The 23,079-nt window shown below is 68.6% G+C and carries 7 protein-coding genes; all 7 read right to left on the bottom strand.

The annotated features are described in order from the left end of the window. Positions 1 to 3: 3 nt before the first annotated feature. On the bottom strand, positions 4 to 1,044 hold the full coding sequence (locus tag LZC94_20485) for a polyprenyl synthetase family protein (GenBank protein ID WXB19591.1): 1,041 nt from the start codon (positions 1,042 to 1,044) through the stop codon (positions 4 to 6). Further along, positions 1,041 to 2,060: a hypothetical protein gene (locus LZC94_20480; GenBank protein ID WXB19590.1), complete on the bottom strand. Its 1,020-nt coding sequence runs from the start codon at positions 2,058 to 2,060 to the stop codon at positions 1,041 to 1,043. Before LZC94_20480 ends, LZC94_20485 begins: the two co-directional genes overlap by 4 nt. Positions 2,061 to 2,118: 58 nt before the next feature. Further along, a complete protein-coding gene (locus tag LZC94_20475; GenBank protein ID WXB19589.1) occupies positions 2,119 to 3,513 on the bottom strand; it encodes a cytochrome P450 in 1,395 nt (464 codons plus the stop codon). Positions 3,514 to 3,623: 110 nt separating this feature from the next. Then, positions 3,624 to 9,614 carry an amino acid adenylation domain-containing protein gene (locus LZC94_20470; protein ID WXB19588.1) on the bottom strand — a complete coding sequence of 1,997 codons (5,991 nt, stop codon included), beginning with the start codon at positions 9,612 to 9,614 and terminating at the stop codon, positions 3,624 to 3,626. Beyond that, positions 9,607 to 12,987: an acyltransferase domain-containing protein gene (locus tag LZC94_20465; protein ID WXB19587.1), complete on the bottom strand. Its 3,381-nt coding sequence runs from the start codon at positions 12,985 to 12,987 to the stop codon at positions 9,607 to 9,609. The genes LZC94_20470 and LZC94_20465 overlap by 8 nt, the downstream gene beginning before the upstream one ends. Further along, positions 12,971 to 17,335, bottom strand: coding sequence for an acyltransferase domain-containing protein (locus LZC94_20460; protein WXB19586.1), 4,365 nt, complete (start codon positions 17,333 to 17,335; stop codon positions 12,971 to 12,973). The genes LZC94_20465 and LZC94_20460 overlap by 17 nt, the downstream gene beginning before the upstream one ends. Beyond that, positions 17,332 to 23,079, bottom strand: coding sequence for a type I polyketide synthase (locus LZC94_20455; protein ID WXB19585.1), 5,748 nt, complete (start codon positions 23,077 to 23,079; stop codon positions 17,332 to 17,334). Before LZC94_20455 ends, LZC94_20460 begins: the two co-directional genes overlap by 4 nt.

Genomic DNA, 23,079 nt, shown 5'->3' with positions numbered 1-23,079 from the left:
GGGTCATCGATCGCGCCGGATGATCCGTTGGACGAGCGTTGCTAGCTCGTCGGCCATGGCCGGCTCGAGGCTCGCGTCGCGCAAATGAGAGACGGCGATACCCACTTGCCGTTGCATTTCGGCCTCGGCCCAAGCCCGCCCGCCAAGTTGTTCGACGAGGAGGGCGGCCGAGCGAACGTCGTCAGCGCTGAACGGCGTCGCGCGATTGTACAGATCGATCAATCGATCGCGCGCCGATCCGGTGGAGGTCAACGCGGCCACCACGGGCAACGTCTTCTTTCGCGCCGCGAGATCCGAGCCCACGGGCTTGCCCGCCCTCTCTTCGTCTCCCCAAATGCCGATCACATCGTCCATGAGCTGGAACGCGAGGCCGAGATGGTAGCCAAACCCCTGCAGGTGCCGGATGGTGACCGGATCGACGCCGGCGATGCAGGGGCCTATCGCGCACGCGTAGCTCGTCAGAGATGCCGTCTTGCGGCCCGCCATCGTGAGGCATTCGAGGATCTCCACGTCGTCGCGGCCCTCGAACGCCAGGTCCATGCTTTGGCCTTCCGCGAGTTCGAGCAGCGTTTGCGTCAGGAGCTGGATGGCCGCGACGGACCGGTGCCCGGAGCTCTCGGCCAAGACGTCGAAGGCCAGCACCAGCAGCGCGTCGCCGGTGAGCAGGGCGGCCTTCTTTCCGTATACGAGCCATGCGCTCGGACGGCTTCGACGTTTGATATCGCCGTCCATGATGTCGTCATGCAGGAGAGAGAAATTGTGCACCAGCTCGATCGAAACGGCCGCGCCGATCGCCTGCTCGATGGCCGCGCGAGCAGCCGCGGTGCTCAGCAACACCAGCGCCGGCCGAATGCCCTTTCCGCCGTTCCCCGGGGTTGGAACTCCCTCTCGATCCCACCAACCGAATTGATAACCCGCAATGGCCTTCTCCTGATCCGGCAGCCGGTCGACCGCGGCCCGCACGCTGGGCTCGACGAGCGCGGCAGCGGTCTCCAGGTTAACCCGCAAATGCGGGTGTTCGCGCACCGGACTGGCCGTGATCATGCGCCACCCGTCAATGTGGGCTCCAGATAGACCGCGGGTTGCTCGGGGCGCTCCTCGCGCGGATCGCGATAACGATACGTCTTCCTCGACCAATCGTAGTTGCCGCGCATCCACGAACGCATCCCCGCCGCATAGGCCGAGAGGGCCGCGCCGTGCTCGGGGAAGGCCGCGAAGAGCTCTTGCTCTCGCTCCAGGTACGACCGAACCTCCGCCGCGATGGCAGACCAGACCGCGTCGTCCGCCTCGCGCGTCGAAAGACCGCGCGCGTGCTCCACGAGGTACACCAGATTGTGGTACTCGCCGAGCCCCCGCTCCTTGTCGAGCGAGTAAACGTCATTCGTCCAGCACACGACGTTGCACGCGGCGTCGAGCGCTTCCTGGAACACCTTGCTCTCGCACACCTCGCTCGCGAGCTCGAGCTCTTCGACGACCTCGATGAGGTCCATGCAAACGTAGATCGCGCCGGTGTGACGACGCTTGTCGATGTACTCTCGTTCGGTTGGGATGCGTCCTTCGACGCGATTCTTCGCCTCCCACGAGGCGGCGGCGAAGCACTCGAAGACGTGCTGAACGAAGCGGCGGCGCCAGCTCGGCGACGTCCCGACGATGGTGCGTCGCCAGAGATCCGCGAGGGCTTCGACCGCCCCGGCGCGCGGCCCTTCGCCAGGCCCCGCCGCCGGCTCGTCCGTCGCGCGGAGGGTTGCGATGATGTCGCCCATCACCCGTTCGACGCGCTCGAGGTCGCGCCCGAAGACACCGTCGTCCAACTCGTCGTCGACGAGGAAGAGCCACGCGAACCAGTCGCTGATCAAATGCGCGCCCGCCTCGTCGGCGCTCGGATACGTGATCGATGCGAATCCGGCGAAATCGGCGCGCGCGAAGCGCTGTTCGGAGGCCTTTTTGCGTACCAGACGAAGCTCCGCAACCCAATCGTCCAAGTGCGCGCGCGCGCTTTCGATGTAAGGATTGGTCTGCGGTTCGAAGATCGAAAAAATACGCTCCGGGACGTCTTCCATGTCGACACCTCTGGAATCGAGAAAAGCTTCGTTGTGGACGAGCGCGCGCCGACGACCCTCAGCGGGATCGAACGAGGAGACGTACACCGTCTTTTGGATGCAAGGTGATGAGCTGCTCCGCCTCCATCGGCGCTTGATCCGGAGGCACCACCAAGCGGAAACGTTGCGCGACGGTCGCCAGTATCAATTGCAGCTCGGCCAACGCGAAGTACTTGCCGATGCAGACACGCGGACCGCTGCCGAACGGAAAATACGCGTGCTTCGGCCGGCCCGCGCTCCTCTCGGGCGTGAACCGCTCGGGGTCGAACTTCTCCGCATCGTCCCAGAACGCCGGGTGCCGGTGCGTCACGTGGCTGTTGAGATAAATATCCATGTTCGCCGGAATGCGATATCCGTGCATATCGTCTTCCTCGACGGACCGACGCATCGTCTGGTACGCGGGAGAATACAGCCGCAGTGTCTCGTCCACGATCATTCTCGTGTACGTCAATTTGTTCAAATCGCCGTACGTGGGCGCGCGACCTTGCAACTTGGTGTCGATCTCCTCGAGGAACCGGCGCTCGACCTCGGGGTGGGTGGCGATGAGGTAGAACGCCCACGAGATCCCGCTGGTGGTCGTCTCGAACGCCGCGATGACGAGGTTCAACACCTCGTCGTGCAGTTGCTTCATGCTCATGGTCGCGCCGTCGTCCTCGTACGTCGCGCGCATGAGCATGCCCAAGAGGTCGTCCCTGACCTCCTGGTTCGCGATCCGCCGCTCCACGAACGCCGAGATGAAGGACTTCATCTGCTCCGTTGCCGTGCGCAACCTCTTCCTCCGCAGGCCCAGCATCGAGAGCGGGCGCCGAAAGAACGTCCCGATCACGTTGTTCGCCTCGGCGAAAGCCAGCTCGAAATCGCGGGCGCTCTCGCCGACGTCGGCGCTGAAGAGCGAGCGCGTCACGATCCGGAGGGCGGTCTGCCCCACGTCGTCCGTGATGTTGGCGACGCGATCGGTATCGACAAGCGGCCGCCAGCGGTCCATCATGAGGACCGTTTCGTCGATCATGTTCTGCACGAACAACGGGACCGTGTTCGGGCGGAAGGTCGGTTGCATCATATTGCGCTGGCGTGTATACGCCGGCCCGCCAGGATTTCGAATGAGCCCGTTGCCGAGAACGGGCGCGGTCAATTCGAAGATGAACGCGGACTGCTTCGTGTACTTGTCCGCACGATGCACCAGGACGTGTTCGACGTAGTCCGGGTGATTGATCATGATCATCGGGTGGCCGAAAATGTGAAATTTGAATATATCGCCGTATCGCGCCCTCGATTTCGTCAAAAAATCGAGCGTGTCGCGCCGAAACGCAATCAGGTTCCTCGGATCCCACGGGTTTACCGTGGGCACCGTTTTGAGCCCGCGGCGGCCCCGCCCTGCTTGCTCGAATGAATCACTTCCCGCACTGGAGTTCATCGTTCCCTCCGGAATGGGTTGAACAATCTCTATAGCAACACCAATTGGCCGGTCAAGGTGCGTAACTTTGATTTGGTCATGAGCGCCAGGGCGGGAGCTTGGATATCGAATCAGCGCGCCGAAAGCGCGCGCGGCGATTGGTCCAAACCGTTCGCCAGGATCGCGAGCGTCCGTTCGAAGTCGTGAATGATCCGGGTTACCGCGTCGTCACGGAAATAGCGTCGATAATAATGGACGACCAGCGCCAGCCTCACGCCCGGATAGAACTCGATACGAAGTGGAAAATCGAGTTGGACCGGGCAAATCATGAAACTTTCGCCCGGGATCAGGTCCTTGGTGCCGGGGAGGTTCTCGATGGCGATGTAGCTCTCGAAGAACGGGGATCCCTCCGGCAGCTCGCTCCACGCCCTCGCGTCCTCGATGCGCGTATGATCGTAGCGGCGGAGCTCCAGGAAATCGGCCTGCATGGCCTGGAGCCAAGCGCGCAAGGTATCGAAGGGCGAGGGCGGCGGCGGACGGACCGGTAGAATGTTGTTCAAGAGGCCCACCATCCCCTCGATGCCGGGGATCTGCGCCGATCGGGCGGAGACGATGGCGCCGTACAGAACGTCCTCCCGGCCCGTGTACGTGGCCAAGAGCGTCGCCCAGGCGGCGTGCACGAACGCGTTGATCGTGAGCTTCTCCTCGCGCGCGAGCGCGCCGAGGCGCTCGCTGAGATTGGCGTCGAACACGATATGCTGCTTGGCGAACGTGGGCTCGGGGGCCTCGCCGTTCAGCCCGCCCATTCGATCGATGAGGTTCGTTCGCTCCCGGAAACCTCGGAGCTTGTTGCGCCAGAAGTCCTCCGTCGCCCCCCCGTCCTGCCGCTGGACCTCCAGCAGTCGCTCGATGTGCTGCCGGGGCGAAGACGCGCGATCGAGCACCAGCTGTTGTCCATTGGCGTACGCCGTGCTGAACGCCAACACCTCGTTCATGACGACCATCGTGCTCCAGCCGTCGCGCTGAACGTAATTGAATGGGAATGCGTACCAATCGAGGTCGTCCTTCGCTCGAAAGACCGCGGCGCGCATCTGCGGGCATTGATCGAGCGAATAAGGTCGCGCGCGGCCCGCGAGGATATAGGTCCACAGCTTGGCCTCGAACTCGGCGGGTGGCACATGGCGCCAATCGTGCTCGTCGATGGGAAGCTCGGCGTGCGCGTGAACGATTTGCATGTACCCGCCCGACCGCCCCTTTGCGAACGTGGTTCGCAAGGCCGGGTGCCGCTCGAGGACGCTCTGCCAGGCGCGTTGCAGCACGGAGACGTCCAATGGGCCGCGCAGGGAAAAGACGACGAACAGCGAGTAGAGCCCGGCCTCCGGATGGTTCTCCAGCCGGTCGAGCATGTAGGCCTGCATGGGCGAGGCTGGATAGACGTCCTCCACCTGGACGGAGGCAGGCAGGTCGACGTCGTCCGCGAAGTGCGTTCGCCGCCCTTCTTCGGCCGTCGCCCCCGGGCTCTGCGCTGCTGCGATGGGCGGCACCGTTTGGAGCTCCCCTGCCAGCTCGGCGATGGTCTGGTTTCGAAAGAGCTGCTCGACGGTCAAGTTCAGGCCGCGCTGCCGCGCGCGGGCGATCGCTTGAATGGTCTGGATGGAGTCTCCGCCGAGCGCAAAGAAGCTATGGTGGATCCCCACCGACTCCACCCCCAAGAGCTCGGACCAGATCTCGGATAACGTCTTCTCCGCGGCGGAGCGAGGTGCCGCGTACGGCACCTCGGTCTCGGAGAGCTCCGCGGGGGCGGGCAGCGCCGAGCGTTCGACCTTTCCGTGGGCGCTGATCGGGATGGCGTCGAGGAGGACGAACGCCGAGGGGATCATGAAGTCGGGCAAAGTCTGCTTGATCCCCTTCTTCCAGGTGGGGACCAGTGCGGCGGCGAGCCGCTGGCGAAGGGGCTGGGTGGCGTAATCGCCCGTCGGTACGTCGTGCTCGTTCGAGAGGTGCCGAGCCTCGGGCCCGTCGGCCACGCGGATCTCGGCCGCCGCACGCTCGGGGGAGCCCGCGCCGTCTACGCTGCGAGCGTGAAATCGTGCATCGAAATAGCCGGGCGCATCGTCGCGCGCGACGAGGTCCACCTCGTATCCGAGATCGTCGCCCAGGGCGAAGAGAAACTCCGGATCGAGCGCCGCGCCCGCGTCGCCCTCATCGAGCATCTTTCGCAGATCGCCGGCGGTCGTCGTTTCCTCCGCCGTTGCGAGGAGCTCGAGCGCCCGAACGTCCCGGGTGAGCCTCGCATCGGCCACCCGCTGGAGCTGGAGGCGGGGTGGCCGCTCCGCCTCCAGACCGTACCGGATGTCCTCGACATTCGGCTCGCCGCGCGCGAGCATCGATCCTTCGCGCTCGTCCAGCGTGGCCGAGCTCGTTCGCCGCGGTCCGCGAGTGGAGGCGGTCGGCTCGCGACGGAGGACGACGTCGTAACGAAATTGATTCAGCTCGGTGTGGTGGCGGCCCCGCTTGCTTAGGATGCGCTCGCACACGAGCCCCGGGACGTGACGCTCCACGGTCCTCCAGAACGCCGGGTGAAGGACCAGCTCGTTCTCGTGCGCCATCGCGTGCCGGATGCGCCTCCGCAGCTGGGCGCTCGATCGGGTGGCCGGAGCTTTCGCGAGCTCCACCGAGGTGTGGAACAGCTCGAGGAGCGGCAAGCTGCGCACGTCCCCGAGGAAGATCGCGCCCCCCGGCCGGAGCACGCGCCAGGCTCGTTCGAGGACGGCGACCAGATACTCAATGCTCGAGAAATACTGGACGACCGAGTTCAGGACGACGACGTCATACGATCCCGGAGCACCTTCCAGCTCACTGGCTTCGGCTTGTGTGAGCTCCACGTGCGCGAGCCCTCGCGCACGAACCTCGCGCCGTAGGGTCTCGACGGCGACCTTCGAAATGTCGGTCGCGTGATAGACCTCGCAGCCGGGGGCGAGCCGCAACAGAAAGAGCCCGGTGCCGCAGCCCAGCTCCAGCACGCGCGAGGGGGCGAGCGATTGGATGCGCGCCACCGTCGTGTCCACCCACTCGTGCATCGCCTCTTCGGGGAGCTGCCTGCCCGTGTAGCTGCTGTTCCAGCCGCTGAAATCGTCCTCCAGGCGGGACGAGCGGTCGGCGTCGGGTGGGCTGTAGGTGTCGTCGTAGACGGTCTCCCAGGTCTGCAGATGCTCGAGCCGAACCCCGGAGGTGACGGCGCCGGCGGCGGGCACGACGTACGCGACCAGCCGCTTTCGGCCGGCGTCTTCGATGGCCGTCACCACCGCGTCCTTCACGTTGGGCTGCCGCCGCAAGGCGGACTCGATCTCTCCGAGCTCGATGCGGAAGCCGCGGACCTTCACCTGTTCGTCGAGCCTCCCGAGGTATTCGATGACGCCGTCGCTGCGGTAGCGGGCGCGATCGCCGGTCCGGTACATCTTGGCTCCGGCGACCGCGCCGAATGGATCGGGCACGAACCGCTCGAGGTCGAGCTCGGGCCGATTGAGATACCCGCGGCCCACGTTGGTGCCGCCGATGTAGATCTCTCCCGGAATGCCGATCGGCGCCGGCTGCCGGTGCTCGTCGAGGATGTAGATCTGGGTGTTCGCGATGGGCCTGCCGATGGGGACCGTGGGGGACTCGGGATCCGTGCGGCAGGGCCAGAACGTCACGTCCACCGCGGCCTCGGTGGGGCCGTAGAGGTTGTGCAGCTCGGTCCCGGGGAGCCTCGCGAAGAACCGATCGCGAAACGCTGCGGGGAGCGCCTCGCCGCTGCAGACGACCCGCGCGAGGGACGTGCAGTCCGAGAGCAGGGGATGCTCGAGGACCGCCTGCAGCATCGAGGGAACGAAGTGAATCGTGGTGATCTTCTGCCGGGTGATCGTCTCGATCAAATAGGACGGATCCTTGTGCCCTTCGGGCCGGGCGACGACCAACCCTGCGCCCGTCATCAGCGGCCAGAAGAACTCCCAGACCGACACGTCGAAGCTGAAAGGCGTCTTCTGGAGCACCCGGTCGTCCTGGGTCAGGCCATAGGCGTCCTGCATCCAGAGCAGCCGGTTGCAGATGCCTCGGTGCGAGTTCATGGCCCCCTTGGGGAGGCCGGTCGACCCCGACGTGTAGATGACGTACGCCAGGTGCTCGGGGGACATGGCGACCGCCGGGCGCTCGTCTGGATACCGCGAGAGCTCGGTCCAATCGTTGAGCGAAACGGTCCGCGGCGCCGCATCTCCGAGCCGGGTGCTGCACCCGGTCGGCAACGCCCTATCCGTCAGCAGCACCGGCATGCGGGTATCGCGGATCATGTGCTCGATGCGCTCCTCAGGGTACGAGGGGTCGAGCGGAACGTACGCCCCGCCGCTCTTCAGGACCGCGAGCAGGGCCACCACGAGGTTCGCGGACCGCTCCGCGTGGACGCCGACCAGCGTGTCGGGCGCCACGCCCGCGGCGACCAGGAGGTTCGCCAGCCGGTTGGCCCGTTCGTCGAGGGCGCGGTACGAGAGCGTCTCGCCTTCGAAGAACACGGCCGCGCGGTCGGGCGTCTCCTGGGCCTGCCGCTCGATGTGCGCGTGCAAAAGGTGCTCGCGGCCGTAATCCTTCGCCGTGTCGTTGAACGCGACGAGCAGTTGGTGCCGCTCCTCGTCGTCGAGCAAGGGGATCTCCGACAAGCGGAGCGCGGGGTTCGACGTGGCGCTCTCGATGATCTTCAGGAGGTGACGCCACAGACGGGCGATGGTCGCGTCGTCGAACAGATCGGTCCGGTGCTCGAAGGTGGCCGTCCACGTCTCGCCGAGGCGGCGCCACTGGAGCCAGATGTCGAACTGGGCGGTCCGTGAATGCACGTCTTCCACCGACGCTTCGAGCCCGGGGAGCGGGGGCAGCTCGAAGTTTTGGTTCTGCAGCACCATCATCACTTGGAAGATGGGGTTGCGGCTCAAATCGCGTTCGGGCGCGAGCTCGGCCACCAGCAGCTCGAAGGGCAGGTTCTGATGCTGAAAGGCCGCGAGTGTTCGCGGGCGGATTCGCCCGAGCAGCTCCCGAAAGGAGGGATCGCCGGACAGATCCGTCCGGAGGGCGATGGTGTTCGCGAAGAAGCCGATGATCGATTCGGTTTCCACGCCGGGCCGATTGGCGATGGGGGAGCCGACCACCACGTCGTCTTGGCCCGAGTAACGTGACAGCAAGGTGGTGAAGGCGCCCAAGAAGAACATGTACGGGGTGACGTCTTCGCGCTGGCACGCGTCGCGGACGGCGTCCGCCAGCGCCTGCGGGAGGAGCATTTCCATCCGCGCGCCTCGGAAGGTTTGCACGGCCGGCCGGGGGCGGTCCGTAGGCAACGACAAGGTCGCAGCCCCGGCGAGCTCCTTCTTCCAGAAGTCGAGGCTCGCGCGGTAGGCACCGTCCGCGATTCGCTTTTGCTCCCACGCGGCGTAGTCGCCATATTGAAGAGCGAGCTCGGGCAGAGGGCTCGGCTTTCCTTCCGCGTAGGCGGTATAGAGCGCGATCACCTCGCGGTTCAAAAGGACGTACGACCACCCGTCGAAGATGATGTGATGGATCGTGAGCAGCAAGACGTGCTCGTTCTCCGCCAGGCGCACCAGCCGGGCCGCGAACAGCGGTCCTCGCTCAAGGGAGAGCAGTTGCGTGGCCTCTGCTCGCGCGAGCCGCTCGAGCTCCGTCTGGCGTGCGTTGGGCGGCAGGTCGGTCAAGTCTTCGAGCGGGAACGAAGGCACGAACGGCGCGCCGATCACCTGTTTGGTGCGCCCCTCTGCGCTCGGAAACGTGGTGCGCAAGCTCTCCTGGCGGCGGACGAGCTCCGTCAGCGCGCGCCCGAGCGCCGCTCGATGAAGCGGCCCCACGATGCGGAAGGCGAACGAGGCGTTGTTGGTGCGGCTTCCGGGGACGAGTTGATCGAGGTACCAGGAGCGCTGCTGCGTCGAAGACGCCGGGGCTTCGTACGGAGCGCCCGTCACCTTGGGCCCGACGCGAGGGATGGCGGAGGACGATGGCTCCATTCCGCCTCGCTTCCATCGTTGGAGGAGCGCGCGTTTGGTGGCGGACATTCCGTCGAGACGCCTCGCCGTGGAATCGTGATCAGACATGGGTTCCTCGTGGTGCTTGGGGTGCTTGGGGATCCGAGCCCAAAAGGCGCTCCGCCTCGGCCTCCGAAAGCTCTTCGAGCGCTGCGATGAGGCCTTCTTCGACGTGGGTCGCCAAGCCGGCGATCGTCCGCGCCTCGTAGAAGAGGCTGAAGCTTATCGGCACCGGAAACGACGCCTTCACCCTCGAGAGCACCTGGCCCGCGATGAGCGAGTTGCCGCCCAGATCGAAGAAGTCGTCGTGGATGCCGACCTCGCGGAAGCCGAGGACCTGCGCCCACGCCTCTGCGAGCACGTGCTCGACGTCGGTGGAGGGTGGCGCGTAGGCGACCGAGAGGGCCGGGCGCGCGTGCAGCTGGCCCGCCTCGGCGCCGGCCCCCGAGCCTTTGGCATCGTCGAGCGCGATGGATCCGGGATCGCCCGCGGGCGAAGGTCGGGGGCGGGTCTCGCGGCGGAAGGTGGCGAGCGCCGGGAGCAAGCTCACGAGGGCGGTGCGCCGAGCTCCGTCCTCGATGCCCAGCGCCGCGGCCAGCGCGTCGAGATCCGACGCCTCCACGGCGCTCCAGAAGTCCCGCTGGCGCGGCGGCTCGCGCGCGTCCGCCTGGGCATCGGCGGACTCGCGGAGCCAGAAGCTCTCCCGTTGAAAGGCGTAGGTCGGCAGCTCCACGCGGCGCGGCCGGAGCGGCCGAAAATAGGCTTCCCAGTCCACCCGGCGGTCGCGGATGTGAAGCTCGCCGAGCGAAAGAAGGAGGCGCGCGAGGGCGCCATCGTCGCGGCGAAGGGAGCCCACCACCGTGGGCTTGCCCGCGTCGAGCGTCTCGCGCAGCGGCACGGCGAGCACGGGCTGCGGGCTCACCTCGACGAAGAAGGCATGACCGTCGGCCACCAGGCTGCCGACGGCGTCGCGAAAGCGGACGGTCTGCCGGAGGTTTCGATACCAGTACGCGGCATCGAGCTCGGTCCCCTCGAGGCGGGCACCGGTGACGGTGGAGTAGAGCGGAATGTCGGACGCGCGCGGCGTGACGCCGGTGAGATCGGCGAGGAGCTCGTCGCGGATCGCCTCCACCTGAGCTCCATGCGAGGCGTAATCGACGCGCACCTTTCGCGCGAAAATTCCTCGGTCGGTGAGGTCGGCGATCAAGCCATCGATGGCCTGCGGTTCGCCCGAGACCAGCGCGGCTTGGGGGCTGTTGACGGCGGCGATCGCGATGCGCTCGCCCCACGGTTGGAGCTGGTCTCGGAGCGCCTGCTCGCCCAGCTGGACGGCGGCCATGGCCCCCTTGCCCGCGAGGCGCGAGAGGACGCGGCTGCGCAAGGTCACGATGCGGGCGGCGTCTTCGAGCGAGAGGGCGCCTGCGACATGGGCCGCGGCGATCTCGCCCTGGCTGTGGCCGACGACGGCGTCGGGCTCGATGCCGAGCGAGCGCCAGAGCGCCGCGAGCGCGATCATCACGGCGAAGAGCACCGGTTGCACGACGTCGACGCGCTCCAACAGCGGGCTCTCGCCGTCGAGAGCGCCGAGGACGTCCAGCAAGGACCAGCCGGCGTCGGGCGGGAGCACGCGCGCAAAGGCGCCCGCGCATGCCTCGATTCGTTCGCGAAATACGGGCGACTCCTCGAGCAGCGCGCGCGCCATCCCCGGCCACTGCGAGCCTTGCCCGGGAAAGACGAAGACGAGCGAGCCGTCGCCGCCACGCTGGCCGAGGACGGCGTTGGTCGCGCCTTGTCCGCGGGCGAGCGCGTCGAGGCTGTTCATCAACGCCGGCCGATCGCCGGCGACGATGGCGGCGCGATGCTGGAAGTGTGCGCGGGTGGTGGCGAGGGAGTAGGCCACGTCGACGAGCTCGAGATCCGGATGGGCCTCGAGGTGCTCGTGAAGGCGCAGGGCCTGCGCGCGCAGGGCCTGTTCGGACTTGCCGGAGAGCAACACGGGCACGGCGGCCGGCCGCGCTGGAGGTGGGGCGGCGGAGTCCTCGGGGGCGGGCGGTGGTGCCTGCTCGAGGATGACATGAACATTGGTGCCCGACATACCGAACGACGAGACGGCCGCGCGGCGAGGGTGTCCGTTGGCCTTCCAGGGGACGGCCTCCGTCAGGAGCCGGATGTGGCCCTGGGACCAATCGATGCGAGGCGAGGCATTGTCCGCGTGCAAGGTCTTGGGCATGAGCCCGTGCTGCATGGCGAGCACCATCTTGATCACGCCGGTGACCCCGGAGGTGCCTTGCGTGTGCGAGAAATTGGACTTCGCGCTGCCGAGCCACAGAGGTCGATCTTCGGCGCGCCCCTGTCCGTACGTGGCCAAAAGGGCGTGGGCTTCGATGGGATCGCCGAGGGGCGTGCCGGTGCCGTGCGCCTCGACGACGTCGATGTCTCGGGGCGAGAGCTGCGCGTTCTCGAGCGCCTGGAGGATGACGCGCTCCTGCGCAGGGCCGCTCGGCGCCATGAGGCCCTGGCTCTTGCCGTCTTGATTGATGGCGGAGCCGCGCAAGATGGCGAGGACGGGGTGACCGTTGCGCCGGGCATCGGAGAGGCGCTCCAGGAGCAACACACCGGCACCTTCGGCCCAGCCCGTGCCGTCCGCCTCGGCCGCGAAGGCCTTGCAGCGCCCGTCCGGGGACATGGCACGCTGGCGGCTGAACATGATGAAGGCTGCCGGCGTGGCCATGATCGAGACCCCTCCGGCGAGCGCAAGGGAGCACTCGCCCTGGCGGAGCGCGTGGCAGGCGAGGTGGATGGCGACGAGCGAGGAACTGCAGGCCGTGTCCACGGTGACGGCCGGGCCGTGAAACCCGAAGGTGTAGGCGATGCGCCCGCATGCCACGCTCGGGGCGGTCCCGACCACGATGTGGCCCTCGAGCCCGGCCGGTGGCTGCAGCACCCCCACCGTGTAGTGATTGTAGATAACGCCCGCGAAGATGCCGGTCTGCGAGCCGTGAAGCGTGCTGGGATCGATGCCCGCGCGCTCGAACGCCTCCCAGGACGTCTCGAGCAGGAGCCTCTGCTGCGGATCCATGGCGAGCGCCTCGCGAGGGCTGATGCCGAAGAAGGACGGATCGAAGCGATCGGCGTCATAGACGAAGCCACCCTCGCGCGCGTAGCTCTTACCGCTGGCGTCGGGGTCGGGATCGTAGAGGGATTCGATATCCCAGCCGCGGTTGTCGGGGAACCCGGAGACCGCGTCGCGCCCATCGCGCAGGAGCTGCCAGAGCTCGTCGGGGGAGTTGGCTCCGCCGGGGTACCGGCAGCCGATGCTCACGATGGCGATGGGCTCGCGCGATTTGTCTTCAAGGTTGCGCAGCCGCGTCTCGGTCGCGTGGAGCTGGTGTGTCAGGCGCTTCAAGTACTCGGCGAGCTTCTCTTCACGAACTGCTGACATCGGTGTCCTCTCCTAGTTTCCGGTCGAGAAGGAGGAGCAGCTCGTCGATGCTCGCGGCGTCCACCTTCTCGGTGAAGGTCGCGTCGTGCGGTGCATCGTCCTGGCTCGTCCACGTCCTCAAGAGTGTTTGTAAACGAAGGGTGACCGCCTTCCGCATGGCCTCGTTCGCGTGGAGCGCGGAAAGCGTTCTCTCCACCCGGTCGAGATCCGCGGCCGTCCCCGCACCCGTCAGACCCGTCTCGGATCCTTTGTCCGCGAGGAGCCGCTCGAGCAGGAGCTTCGCCACCGAGGCCGCCGTCGGATGATCGAAGAGCAGGGTGGTCTTGAGGCGCAAGCCGGTGGCGGCCGAAAGCCGGTTTCGGACCCCGAGGGCCATGATGGAGTCGAGGCCGAGCTCCTGGATTGGACGATGGGGCTCGATCGCCCCCGGGGACGCGATCCCGAGGACCGCCGCGACATTGGCGCGCACGACGTCGAGCAACGCGCGCTCGCGTTTGTCGGGCGGCAACGCGACGATGCGCGACACGAGCGAGCTCGCGTCGCCCGAAGCTCCCGAGGCGGCGCGCGGTCGCGAAGCCCTGGCGAGGGCGCGCGCGCGTGCCGCTTGCTCCCCCGCCGGGGAAGCGGAGGACAAGGCCGCGAGCTCGTCGTTCGACAAGCTCCGGGCGGTGAGCGCTCCGATGTGCGCGACTGGCTCGCCGGCGGGGTCGGCGAGGGCGATGGCGTAGGAGCCGCCCGCGTCGTTGCGCGCGAGGCGCACCCGCAGCGCGGAGGCGCCGACCGCATGGATCGCGACTTCGTTCCAGGCCGCGGGCCACGTCATCGCGACGGCATCGTCGTGGACACCGGGATCGCGGTCGCCCAGGCCTGCCACGACCAGCGCTTGCGATGCGCCTTCGAGCAGGGCCGGATGGAGCACGAACCGCTCGGCCTCACTCGCCATCGCCTCGGGGAGCTCCACCTCGGCGAACAGCTCGTCTCCGCGCGCGTAGACGGCCCGCAGCACATGGCGCTCGGCGGGCGGTGCGAGGCCCGCCGTATCGCCATCGTCCCCCTCGTCGAGAGAGAGGGGGACGGTGCCCGGCGGGGGCCACGCGCGGAGCTCGAACGATCCCGCGCGCTCGTCGGCCGCGCCCAACGCGCCGCGGGCGCAGAGGGTCCACGCCGCGTCGGGAGCGTCCTCCCGCGTGGCGTAGAGCGTGAGCAAGCGACGGCCTTTCGCGTCGGGGGGAGCGACCGCGAGCTGCACCAGCACGACGGCCGACGCGGGGAGCGCGAACGGGGACTCCAAGGTGAGCTCCTCGAGCCGGTCCAGCCCGATGCGCTCGGCCGCGGCGAGCGCGAGCTCCACCATCACCGCCCATGGGAAGGCGATGGTGTCGCCGCGCTGCTCGCCCAAGAGCTGCGGATGCTCGGCGAGGGCCACGCGGCCGGTGAAGACATAGCCGTCCGAGCTGGCCAAGCCGACGGCGGCGCCGAGCAGCGGGTGGTCGGTGGGGAGCAGCCCCACCGAGGTCACGTCCGCGTTCCGCGGCTCGGTGGCACGGAGCCAGAAGGGCTCACGCTGAAAGGCGTAGGTGGGCAGGTCGACCCGCCGGGGCTTCCAGGGGCGGAAGAAGGCGTTCCAGTCGACGTTCCGCCCGCGGACGTGCAACTCGGCGAACGAGCGAAGGAACCGCGTGAGGTCTCCTTCGTGACGGCGCAAGGTGCCCACGACCGTGAACGCGCGCCCCGGCGCATCTGTCCGGCGGCGCGCGGCGTCTTCCAGCGTTTCGCCCAGCGCCAAGGCGAGCACCGGGTGGGGGCTCACCTCGACGAAGAAGGGGTGGCCCTCCTCGAGCAGGCGCTCGGTGGCTTCGGCGAAGCGGACCGTCTGGCGGAGGTTGCGGTACCAGTAGGCCGCATCGAGCGCGGTGCCATCGATCCGGGCGCCGGTGACCGTGGAGTACATGGCGACGCTGGAGGCACGCGGTGCGACGCCGGCCAATCGGGACAAGAGCTCCTCTTCCACGGCGTCGACCTGAGGGCCATGCGAGGCGTAGTCGACGCGCACCTTTCGGGCGAAGACGTCGGCGGACGTGAGCTCGAGGACCAGCGCATCGATCGCGTCCGGCTCGCCCGAGACGAGCGTGGCGCGGGGACCGTTGACCGCGGCGAGGGCGAGGCGCCCGGCGAAGCGTTCGATGTGTGGCTGCAACGCGTCGGGTCCGAGCTCGACGGCGGCCATGGCCCCCTTGCCGGCGAGCGCGGTGAGCGCGCGGCTGCGCAGCGCGACGATCTTGGCGGCGTCGTCGAGCGAGAGCGCGCCGGCCACGTGCGCGGCGGCGATCTCGCCCTGGCTGTGACCGATGACCGCGTCGGGCCGAACGCCCGCCTCGCGCCAGAGGGCCGCCAGCGCGACCATGACCGCGAAGAGGATGGGTTGAACGACGTCGACCCGCTCGAGAAACGCGTCGCCCTCGGGCTCGCCCTCGAGGACCGCGCGGAGCGACCAATCGACGTACGGGGCCAGCGCTCGCTCGCATGCTTCGATTTGCTCGCGGAACACCCGTGAGCTCGCGAGCAGCGCGCGCGCCATCCCCGGCCACTGCGAGCCTTGTCCAGGAAAGACGAAGACGAGCTTGCCGTCTCCCGCGCTCTCTCCCGCCACGGCGGCCGGCTCGCTTTGGCCATCAGGTGCATGTTGCCCATGCGCGGGCGCCCCGTGGGCGAGCGCCTCGAGCCCGGCAATCAGCTGCGCGCGATCGCCCGTCACCAGGACGGCGCGACGCTCGAAGTGCGACCGCGTGACCGCGAGGGAATACGCCACGTCGCCGAGCGAAACCTGGGGGTGCGCCACGAGATGCTCGCGCAGCCGGGCAGCCTGCGCGCGCAGTCCCGCCTCGCTCTTCGCGGAGAGCAGCACCGGCAAGGTGGCCGGCGCTCCGCCCTCCGATGCCGTCTCGGGGCTCGAAGCGGCGGCGGGGGCTTCTTCGACGATGAGGTGCGCGTTGGTGCCGCTGGCGCTGAAGGAGGAGATGCCGGCGCGGCGCGGGCGATCCGTCGCGGGCCAGGGGACGGCCTCGTTCAAGAGCCGCACGGTGCCGGGCGACCAATCGATGTGCGGGGACGGGTTCTGCGCGTGCAGTGTTCGCGGCAAGAGCCGGTGCTCGAGCGCCAGCACCATCTTCATGACGCTGCCGACGCCCGCGGCGGCCTGGGTATGACCGAGGTTGGACTTGAGGCTGCCGAGCCAAAGGGGGTTGTCTTTGGAGCGGGCCTGTCCGTAGGTGGCGAGCAGCGCGTGGGCCTCGATGGGATCGCCCAAGGTGGTTCCGGTGCCGTGGGCCTCGACGGCGTCGATGTCCTTGGGCGAGAGGTGCGCGTTCTCGAGGGCCTGGAGGATGACCCGTTCTTGCGCGGGGCCATTGGGCGCCGTCAGCCCCTGGCTTCGGCCGTCCTGGTTGACCGCGGAGCCGCGGAGCACGGCGAGGATGGGATGCCCATTGCGCTTGGCGTCGGACAGGCGCTCCAGGAGCAACATGCCGGCGCCCTCGGACCACGCTGTGCCATCGGCCTCGGCGGAGAAGGATTTGCAGCGACCATCGGGGGCGAGCGCGCGTTGGCGGCTGAAGGCGACGAAGACGCCTGGTGTGGCCATGATGGCGACGCCCCCCGCGAGCGCGAGCGAGCACTCACCTTGGCGAAGCGCTTGGCAGGCCAGGTGAACGGCGATCAGCGACGAGCTGCACGCCGTGTCCAACGTGAGCGCCGGGCCGTGCAACCCGAAGGTGTACGCGATCCGCCCGGAGGCTGCGCTCGCCGAGCTCCCCATGCCGACATAGCCCTCGAGATCGTCCGGAACGTGCCGCAGCCGGGTGCCGTAGTCGTTGTACATGACGCCGACGAAGACGCCGGTCTGCGAGCCGTGCAGCGTGCGGGGAGGCACGCCCGCGCGCTCGAACGCTTCCCACGACGTCTCGAGCAAGAGGCGCTGCTGGGGATCGATGGCGAGCGCCTCACGGGGGCTTATCCCGAAAAAGCCAGGATCGAAGCCGTGCGGATCCTGGAGGAAGCCTCCCTCGCGCGTGATGCTCTTGCCGGAGGCGCCGGGATCGGGGTCATAGAGCGCCTCGAGATCCCAGTCGCGATCGCTGGGGAAGCCGGAGATGGCGTCCCCGCCCTCGCGTAGGATCTCCCACAGAGCCTCCGGCGTGCGAATCCCGCCGGGGAAGCGGCAGGCCATCGCCACGATCGCGATCGGCTCCCGCGCCGCGTGGACGAGCTCTCGATTCTGTTCCCGCAGCCGGTGAACGCTCAAGAGGGCGGCGCGGAGCGCGTCCATCGCGTCGCTCGGTGGCTTGTTCATGGGCTGCTCCGTTGCTCGGCTTCGGCGAGGCCGAGCGCGATCAATTCGCTGTCGTTCATGGCGGTGATGGCTTCCAGCGTGCCTCGGGCATCGTCCGCGCCGTGGACACCCTCGCCCTCGGGATCTCCGAGCCGCAGGAGCGGGCCGAGCAAACCGCTCTTTCGCAGGCGCTCGAGCGGAATGGCCGCAATCGCGTGCCGAATCTTGCTCTCGCGGATAGTCGCCTCAGCCTCCGCCGAGGTCACGTTCGTTGCCCGAGCGAGCAGCGCGCGCGCGATTTTGGCGGGGGTGGGGTGGTCGAAGAGGAAGGTGGCCTTCAGTCGCATCCCCGTCGCACCAGAAAGTCTGTTGTGGATCTCGAGCGCCATGAGGGAGTCGAGGCCAAGCTCCTGAAGAGGGCGATCGGGGTCGATGGATGAGGAAGCGCTGATGCCCATGACCGCCGCGATCTCGGGGCGCACGAGGTCGAGCAGAAAGCTCTCGCGATCCTCCTGGGAGGGAAGCGCGAGCAGGCGTTGCTCGAACGAGGAGGCGGTGGTCGTGTTGGACGCGAGCGGGCGAGGAGCCCTGGCGCGCACCAGGCCCCGAAACATCGGGCGCACGGTTCCGTCGCGCGCCTTGCCGAGGATCGCTGTGTCGAAGCGGGCCGCGATCTGCGCGGGGCTCGGTGCGCCTGGCTCCGCGCGGCCCGCGGTGCCCGGCTGCCCCAGCGCGGCATCGAAGAGCGCGAGGCCCTGCTCGGACGAGAGGGTCTGCAAGCCGCCCCGCGCGATCCGACGCCGATCGGCGTCGGTGAGGTGGGCGGTGAGCCCGCTGGTCCCGGCCCAAGCGCCCCAGTCGAGCGAGAGCGCGGGGAGCCCCCGGGCGCGGCGATGGTGCGCCAGGGCGTCGAGAAAGACGTTGGCCGCGGCGTAGTTGGCCTGCCCCGGCCCGCCGAGCACCCCGGCGATGGACGCGTAGAGGACGAACGCGCGAAGGTCGAGGTGTTGCGTGAGCTCGTGCAGATGCTGCGCGCCGTCGAGCTTTGCCCGCAGGACCGTGCGGAGTCGCTCGGCGGTCAGCGAGCCGATGAGGCCATCCGAGAGGCTGCCCGCGGTATGCACCACGGCGGTGAGCGGATGCTCGTGGGGAATGGCCGCCAAGATCGCTTCGAGGGCGGTGCAGTCGGCCGCATCGCCGGCGGCGAGGGTGACGCGCGCGCCGAGGGCCTCGAGCTCGCGTGCGAGCGCATCGGCGCCCGGAGCGTTGGGCCCCTGACGCGAGAGGAGCAGGAGGTGTCGCACGTCGTGCTTTTGCACGAGGTGGCGTGCGAGCAGGCTGCCGAGGGTGCCGGTGCCGCCGGTGATGAGGACCGTGCCGCGGTTGCCGTCGCCGCCAAGGCCGTTCGGCGACGTCGACTCGGGCTCGGACGAGGCGGGAGCGGAGGGAGAGGACGACGAGGCGGAAGGAGCCCATCGAGCGAGGCGCGGGACGAGCAGGTGGCCGTTGCGCAGGGCGAGCTGATTTTCGTCTGCGCGCAAGGCTTCCGGCAGGGCACGTCGGGAGGCCTCGGTGGTGTCGATGTCGAGCAAGACGATGGCCGAGTCGGGGTTCTCCGATTGGGCGGAGCGCGCGAGCCCCCAGATGGGGGCGTGGGCCAGATCATCGAGCCTGTCGGCGGCGCCGTTATCGGCGGCGCCGTCGTGGGCCGCGATAGCGCCGCGTGTGAGCAAGACCAGGCGCGCCGAGGCGAAGCGCTCGTCGGCGAGCCACGACTGGAGCAGCGCGAGCGAATCGGCGGTGGCGCGATGGGCCGCGGAGATCACGTCGACCTGGGGGTCGGTGGAGACGAAGGGGACGAGCACCGCATCGGGCGCGGGTGCGCCCTCTTCGAGGGCGAGCTGCAAGGCGGGAAGATCGGGGTAGCGCTCCAAGCGCGCGCCGAACGCCGCGGCGAGGTCGTCATGGCCCCGACCGAGCAGGGCCCAGCGCGCGGCCGGTGTCACGGCGAGCTCGGAGCGCGCCGGGATCCAGTCGACCTGCACGAGCCCATCGGAGCGCGACGACGACGACGCGGAGGCCCGTTCGAGCTGCTCGCGAACGATGGGCCGGGTCGCCAGCGTTTGAACGCGGGCCAAGGGCTCGCCGGCCGCATCGGCGACCTCGAGCGAGAACGAGCTCGCGCCATCGTGCGGCCGAAAGCGCACCCTCAGGATGGCGGCTCCGACGGCGCGGACCGATACATCGCTCCACGCGAAGGGCAGAGCAGCGTCGGTCGCCGTGCGCAATATCGGAACGACCATGGCGTGCAGGGCGGCGTCGAAGAGGGCAGGATGCAGCGTGAACCGGCGCGCCTCCGGTGCCAGCGACTCGGGGAGCGCGACCTCGGCAAAGATCTCCTCTCCGCGCGCGTAGACCGCGCGAAGCCCCTGAAACTCGGGCCCGTAGGTGAACCCTGCGTCGGCCAATTCCGCGTAGAACCCGTCGAGAGGCAGAGGTGCCGCGCCGGGCGGGGGCCACGCGCGGAGCTCGAAGTCGAAGGGCTTCGCGTCGGGCGGAAATGGCGCCAAGAAGCCCGTGGCGTGCCGGGTCCAAGCATCGGACGACGCACCGTCCAGGGAGAGCGACGGCGAGCCGGGCACCTCGGGGCGGGCGTAGAGGGCCAGCGGCCGCCGGCCCGTCTCATCGGGCGCGCCCACGGAGAGCTGCACCAGCATGCCTGCGTTCGCAGGAGCGACGGGCAGGACGAGCGGGGCCTCCAAGGTCAGCTCCTCGACCCGATCGAGCCCGAGGCGGTGGGCGGCAGAGAGCGCGAGCTCCACGAAGGCCGTGCCGGGCAAGAGCACCGTCTCGAAGACGCGGTGGCTCAGGAGCCAGGGGTGCTCGGCGAGCGCCAACCGGCCCGTAAAGAGAAAGCCGTCCGAGTCGGCCAACCTCACCGCGGCCCCCAGCAGCGGATGGTCCGCCGTGCCCAGCCCGGCGGAGATCACGTCGGCGTGCCTCGGGGAGTCGAGCCAGAAGCGCTCTCGCTGAAAGGGGTAGGTGGGCAAAGGCACCCGCCGCGGCGACCATGGCTGAAAGAACGCGCCCCAATCGACGGGGTACCCGTGCATGTGAAGCTCGCCCAGCGAAAGAAGAAGACGACCGAGATCGCCCTCGTCCTGCCAGATGGAGCCGACGACGCCGAGGGGGAGGCCTTCGGTCTCGAGCGTCTCGAACAAAGGCATCATCAGCATCGGATGGGGGCTCACCTCGATGAAGAATCGATGCGCATCCGCCACGAGCGCCCGCGTCGCCTCGCCGAACTGCACGGGGTGGCGGATGTTGTCGAACCAGTACGCGGCGCCGAGCTCGGCCCCGTCGAGCGGCTTGCCGGTCACCGTGGAGTAGAACGGGATGCGCGTCTTCCGCGGTATCACGTCGGACAGCTCCTTCGCGAGCTCCTCGCGCAGCGCATCGATCTGCGCGCAGTGCGAGGCGACCTCCGTTCGCAGCTTGAGCGCGAAGATTTGCTTGGCTTGGAGCGCGCGAAGGAGCGCGTCGATCGCGTCGGGCGGACCCGCGACGGCCGTGGACGATGGGCTGTTGACCGCGGCCACCGACACCTGATCTCCAACGGGCCCGAGCGAACGAAGAACGCTCTCGAGCTCGGCGAGGGGAGCCTCGACCGCCGCCATGGCGCCGAGGCCTGCGAAGCGCGCAAGCGCACGGCTGCGCAAGGTCACGATTTTGGCGCCATCCTCGAGCGAGAGGGCGCCGGCGACGCACGCGGCCGCGATCTCGCCCTGGCTGTGACCGACCACGGCATGGGGCTCGACCCCCATCGAGCGCCAGAGGGCCGCGAGCGAGATCATGACCGCGAACAGCGCCGGCTGCACGACGTCGATGCGCTCGAGCGATGGTGCGCCGGCGTCCCCCCGAAGGAGGGCCAACAAGGACCAATCCACGTGCGGCGCCAGGGCGCGCTCGCACGCCTCGATCTGCTCCCGGAAGACGCGGGAGGTCGCGAGCAACGACGACGCCATCCCCGGCCACTGCGAGCCTTGCCCCGGAAAGACGAAGACGAGCTTGCCGCCGCGGTGGGCTTGACCCTTGGCGACATTGGGCGCGGTCTCGCCGTCGACGATCGACGCGAGGCTGCTCGTCAACGCCAGGCGGTCCGTAGCCACGATGGCGGCGCGGTGTTCGAAGTGCGCGCGCGAGGTGGCGAGCGAATACGCCACGTCGACGAGCTCGCGATCCGGGTGTGCCTCGAGGTGCTGCCGCAGCCGATCGGCCTGCGCCCGGAGCGCCGCCTCGGTCTTGGCCGACAGCAGAATGGGGACCGCGTGCGGCGCCTCGGCCTCTGGGCCCCGTCGCGGTCCGCTCTCCGAAGATGCTTCGGGGGCTCGCTCGAGGATGACGTGCGCATTGGTGCCGGAGACGCCGAAGGAGGAGACACCGCCGCGGCGCGGATGCCCGTTCTCGGGCCACGGGGTGGACTCGTTCAGGAGCCGCATGGCCTCGGACGACCAGTCGATGTGCGGAGACGGCCTCTCGGCGTGCAGGGTCTTGGGCAGCATGCCGTGCTGCATGGCCAGGACCATCTTGATGACGCCGCCCACCCCCGCCGCGGCCTGGGTGTGACCGAGGTTGGACTTGAGGCTGCCGAGCCAAAGGGGATTGTCCTTGGAGCGTGCCCGTCCGTAGGTGGCGAGCAGCGCGTGGGCCTCGATGGGATCGCCCAAGGTGGTTCCGGTGCCGTGGGCCTCGACGGCGTCGACGTCCTTGGGCGAGAGGCGCGCGCTCTCGAGGGCCCGGAGGATGACGCGCTCCTGCGCGGGACCGTTGGGGGCGGTCAGGCCCTGGCTCTTGCCGTCTTGGTTGACCGCGGAGCCACGCACGATGGCGAGCACGGGGTGACCGTTTCGCTGGGCATCGGAGAGGCGCTCCAGGAGCAGCATGCCCGCACCCTCCGACCACGACGCGCCGTCGGCATCGGCGGAGAAGGACTTGCAGCGGCCATCGGGAGCGAGCCCGCGCAGGCGGCTGAAGGCGACGAAGGGCCCGGGCGTGGACATGACGCTCACCCCACCGGCCAGGGCGAGATCGCACTCACCTTGGCGCAGCGCCTGGCAGGCCAGGTGGATGGCGACCATCGACGAGCTGCACGCCGTGTCCACGGTGATGGTGGGACCGTGCAACCCGAACGTGTACGCGATGCGCCCCGAGGATACGCTGGCGGAGCTGCCCATACCGAGGTAGCCCTCCAGATCGTCGGGCCAATGCCGCAGCCGCGCGCCGTAGTCGTTGTACATGTTGCCGATGAACACCCCGGTCTGCGAGCCGCGCACCGCGTGGGGGGCGATGCCTGCGCGCTCGAACGCTTCCCACGACGTCTCGAGCAAGAGGCGCTGCTGGGGGTCGATGGCGAGCGCCTCGCGGGGGCTGATCCCGAAGAAGCCAGGGTCGAAGCCATCCGCGTCGTGGAGAAAGCCTCCTTCGCGCGCGTAGCTCTTGCCGTGGGCGTCGGGATCGGGATCGTAGATGGCGTCGGCGTTCCACCCGCGGCCCTCGGGGAAGCCGGAGATGGCGTCGCGCCCCTCGCACAAGAGCTGCCAGAGATCCTCGGGCGAGCGCACGCCGCCCGGGAAGCGGCACGTCATGGAGACGATGGCGATCGGCTCGCGTGATTCGTCCTCGAGCTTGCGCAGCCGCTCCTTTGCCTGATGCAGGTCGAGCAGGGCGCGCTTCAAGTAGTCGCGAAGTTTCTCGTCTTGGGACAT

The sequence above is a fragment of the Sorangiineae bacterium MSr11954 genome (genome assembly GCA_037157815.1).
GTDB lineage: Bacteria > Myxococcota_A > Polyangia > Polyangiales > Polyangiaceae > Pendulispora > Pendulispora albinea.
The sequence above is the reverse complement of the archived record's forward strand: the minus strand, read 5'-3'. Positions and strand labels throughout refer to the sequence as shown.

Coding starts and splice junctions, on each gene's coding strand:
- LZC94_20485 (WXB19591.1), bottom strand. CDS start 1,044: ATGATCACGGCCAGTCCGGTGCGCGAACACCCGCATTTGCGGGTTAAC.
- LZC94_20480 (WXB19590.1), bottom strand. CDS start 2,060: ATGGAAGACGTCCCGGAGCGTATTTTTTCGATCTTCGAACCGCAGACC.
- LZC94_20475 (WXB19589.1), bottom strand. CDS start 3,513: ATGAACTCCAGTGCGGGAAGTGATTCATTCGAGCAAGCAGGGCGGGGC.
- LZC94_20470 (WXB19588.1), bottom strand. CDS start 9,614: ATGTCTGATCACGATTCCACGGCGAGGCGTCTCGACGGAATGTCCGCC.
- LZC94_20465 (WXB19587.1), bottom strand. CDS start 12,987: ATGTCAGCAGTTCGTGAAGAGAAGCTCGCCGAGTACTTGAAGCGCCTG.
- LZC94_20460 (WXB19586.1), bottom strand. CDS start 17,335: ATGAACAAGCCACCGAGCGACGCGATGGACGCGCTCCGCGCCGCCCTC.
- LZC94_20455 (WXB19585.1), bottom strand. CDS start 23,079: ATGTCCCAAGACGAGAAACTTCGCGACTACTTGAAGCGCGCCCTGCTC.